2 protein-coding genes and 1 pseudogene are annotated in these 3991 nt (G+C 70.2%); all 3 read left to right on the top strand.

The window, feature by feature from the left end:
- The first annotated feature begins 124 nt into the window (after nt 1–124).
- Nucleotides 125–1684, top strand: coding sequence for an SCO6880 family protein (locus FNH08_RS46380; RefSeq protein WP_152777773.1), 1560 nt, complete (start codon nt 125–127; stop codon nt 1682–1684).
- A gap of 95 nt (nt 1685–1779) precedes the next feature.
- Nucleotides 1780–3207 carry an ATP-binding protein gene (locus FNH08_RS46385; RefSeq protein ID WP_152777775.1) on the top strand — a complete coding sequence of 476 codons (1428 nt, stop codon included), beginning with the start codon at nt 1780–1782 and terminating at the stop codon, nt 3205–3207.
- A gap of 70 nt (nt 3208–3277) precedes the next feature.
- Nucleotides 3278–3991, top strand: a pseudogene (locus FNH08_RS52770) (type VI secretion protein); the annotation flags it as partial.

The raw sequence follows: 3991 nt of genomic DNA on the forward strand, positions 1-3991 counted from the left end.
CGTCGGGCGGTGGCGGCGGATCTGTCCCCTCCGCCGCACCCCCGCCACGTTCCAGCCCGACCAACACCCCGCACGCCGGCAGTACACGCAACAGCAGCAGCAATCGCTCGGGAGGTGAAGGGCGTTGACGACCCAGTCCCACGTGTCCCATCCGGTCACGCCCCGCCGTACGTATCTGATCGGCCGCGCCCGGCCGAACGCCGTGATCGGCCGCAACCGCGAGTCCGGCGAGATCGTACTGATCATCGCGGGCGCGTTCCTCGGCATGATGTGCGGACTCCTCGTCCCTGTCCTGTCCCTGCGGATCGTGCTGCTCACGGGCTTCCCGATGCTCGCCCTGGCCGCGGTGTACGTGCCGTACAAGCGACGCACGTTCTACAAGTGGTACGAGATCAACCGCAGCTACAAGCGCACCCTGAGGCAGGGCACGACGTACCGTTCCACCGCCGTCGAGGCAGGCACCGCCCTCGACGGACGTGAGGTCGAGGTCGGCCCGCCGCCCGGCATCGGACGCATCACCTGGCTGGCAGCGCCCTTCGGGCCCGACGAGATCGCCGTACTGCTCCACGCCGACCGCAGGACCGTCACCGCCGCCATCGAGATCGAGGGCCCCGGCGTGGGCCTGCGCGACTCCGAGGACCAGGAGGCGCTCGTCGACCGCTTCGGCACCCTGCTGAAGCACGTGGCGAACGGCGACGGCTTCGTCACCCGCCTCCAGATGCTCGCCCGCACCCTCCCGGCCGACCCGGACGCCCACGCCAAGGACGTCGCCGTACGCGGGGACGAGAAGGCCCTGCCGTGGCTCCAGCAGTCCTACGACCAGCTCCAGTCCATGGTGTCCACCAGCAGCGAGCAGCACCGCGCGTACCTCGTCGCCTGCATGCACTACACCCGCGAACTGGCCGCCGAGGCCCACGCCATGGCCCGCGCCGCCCGTCCGCAGGGCGGCAAGAAGCTCGACAAGGACGCGGGCCTCGCCGTCGTCATGGCCCGCGAGCTGACCGACATCTGCTCGCGCCTCCAGGAGGCCGACATCCGCGTACGGCAGCCGCTCGGCCAGGGCCGCCTCGCCTCGCTCGTGCACTCCATGTACGACCCGGACCACCCCATCGACCACATCCAGGCCATGACCAAGCGCAACGCCTGGCCGGCCGAGCTGGACGCGATGGAGCCGACGTACCTCCAGGCGAAGACGCGCGAGTCGACCACCCGCGCCCCCTGGTGCCACGCCACGGCCTGGGTCAAGGAGTGGCCGATGACCCCCGTCGGCGTGAACTTCCTCGCGCCCCTCCTGGTCCACACCCCGGACGTCATCCGAACGGTCGCCGTGACGATGGATCTCGAACCCACCGAGGTTGCCATCGAACGCATGCTGACCGAGAAGACCAACGACGAGGCGGAGGCCAGCCGCGCCGCCAAGATGAACCGCACCGTCGACCCGCGGGACGTGGCCTCCCACACCCGCCTGGACCAGCGCGGCGAGGACCTCGCGAGCGGCGCGGCCGGAGTCAACCTGGTGGGCTACATCACCGTCTCCTCCCGCTCCCCGGAAGCACTGGCCCGCGACAAGCGGACCATAAGGGCCTCGGCCGGAAAGTCGTACCTCAAGCTGGAGTGGTGCGACCGTGAGCACCACCGCGCGTTCGTGAACACACTCCCGTTCGCCACCGGAATCCGAAGGTAGGGCTGCTGCATGCGGGATCATTCGGAGCCACGGCTACAGAATGACCTAGTACGGCCGCACGACCACGCGGGGGCAAGGCTGGAGGTATATCGCTGATGCGGGATCCGATGTCCGCCCTCACTGACGCGTTCACGGCGTTCCTCTTCGGCAAGGTCGAGACCACCCGGCTCCCGGTGCGCACGTCGACCGGCCAGGCCCAGGCGGTCTACCTGCCGACGGCCGCCCCCGGCCTCGGCGACTCGGGCGTGATCATCGGCCGTGAGGTGTACTCCGGAAAGGGCTACATCTACGACCCGTTCCAGCTGTACGGGCAGCAGCTCCCCGCCCCACACTGGCTGGTCCTCGGCGAGTCCGGCAACGGAAAGTCGGCGCTGGAGAAGACGTACGTGCTCCGGCAGCTCCGCTTCCGCGACCGCCAGGTCGTCGTCCTCGACGCCCAGGGCGAGGACGGCGTCGGCGAGTGGAACCTCATCGCGCAGGAGCTGGGGATAACCCCCATCCGGCTCGACCCGACGGCGGCCCTGGACATGGGCATCCGCCTCAACCCCCTCGACCCCGCGATCACGACGACGGGCCAGCTGGCCCTGCTCCGCACGATCATCGAGGTCGCGATGGGCCACGGCCTGGACGAGCGCTCCGGCTTCGCCCTCAAGGTCGCCCACGCGTACGTCAACGAGTCGATCATCGACCGCCAGCCGGTCCTCACCGACATCGTCGAGCAGCTGCGCCACCCCGAACCGGAGTCGGCAGAGGCGATGAACGTCGCCATAGACGACGTACGCGCCTGGGGCCTGGACGTGGCGCTCGTCCTCGACCGCCTCGTCGACGGTGACCTCAGGGGCATGTTCGACGGCCCCACGACGGTCGGCATCGACCTCGACGCGCCCCTCATCGTCTTCGACCTCTCCCACATCGACCGCAACTCGATCGCCATGCCCATCCTCATGGCGATCGTGGGCGTGTGGCTGGAGCACACCTGGATCCGCCCCGACCGGAAGAAGCGCATCTTCCTGGTCGAGGAGGCCTGGCACATCATCAACAGCCCGTTCGTGGCCCAGCTCTTCCAGCGCCTGCTGAAGTTCGGCCGCCGGCTCGGCCTGTCCTTCGTGGCGGTCGTGCACCACCTGAGCGACGTGGTGGACGGCGCCGCGGCGAAGGAGGCGGCCGCGATCCTGAAGATGGCCTCCACCCGGACGATCTACGCCCAGAAAGCCGACGAGGCCAGGGCGACCGGCCAGGTGCTGGGCCTGCCCAGGTGGGCGGTCGAGATCATCCCCTCGCTCACACCGGGCATCGCGGTGTGGGACGTCAACGGCAACGTCCAGGTGGTCAAACACCTGATCACCGAGACCGAACGCCCCCTCGTCTTCACGGACCGCGCCATGACCGAGTCGTCGAGCGACCTCGCGGACGACGCCCTGCGCGCCGCGGAGCTGGAGGCGGAGGAGCGGGCCGCGGCGTTCGTGGAGCAGCATCTGAGCGATGTGGACGGGTACGGACCGTCCCAGTCGACGGTGGCGTGAGCGCGGGCGGTGTCATGAGCGGTGTGACAGGTGGGGTGCTGGACGGTGGCCTGCTGGACGGTGGCGTGGGATGAGACCGGACGAGCGTGACCGGCACCGTGCGGCGGAAGGCGGCATCCCGGACGGGCTGTTGGTCGGGTTCCTCGCCTTCGTCCTCGGCATGGCCCTGATGGTGTGGACGGCCACGGGACTCGCCGGCTGGCTGGCCCGGGACGCCTGGCCGGACAACCTCACCCTGACCCGCACCCCTCTGGCGATGCGCCACCTCGTCGCGCAACCGCACGACATCGCGGGCGCCTGGCCCGACACCCCCGCCGGTCAGCTCTCCGGATACGGGCTCTTCTGGGGCCTGTTCATCGGCCAGCTGATGGTGCTGCTGGTCCTGACCGTGTTCGTGCTGGGCACGGTGGCGCGTTGGCGCGCGGTGCGGGCACAGCGGAAGGCAGAGGAGAGAGCAGGGCGTACGGCGAGACGTGCGGAGCGGACCGCACCCCGGGAGACCGTACGTCCGGCCGAGCCGCAGCACGACGTCGACGTACGCCTGACCAAGCCCCAGCACACCGCCCTGGAGCACGAACCGGAGCCGACTCCCGCCCAACTCGTACCCGCACCGGCACCGGCACCGGCACCGGCACCGGCACCGGCAGCCCACAGTGCGGCAGCTGATTCGGCGGCACCGGCACCGGCAGCACCGGACCCGGCGGTACTGGCGGCACTGGCGGCGCTGGCAGCCGAATCGACCTCAGTCACCAAGCCCCCGGTCACCCTGCCCGCTCCCCGCGGC

It is taken from the genome of Streptomyces spongiae (genome assembly GCF_009377185.1).
Lineage (GTDB): Bacteria > Actinomycetota > Actinomycetes > Streptomycetales > Streptomycetaceae > Streptomyces > Streptomyces spongiae.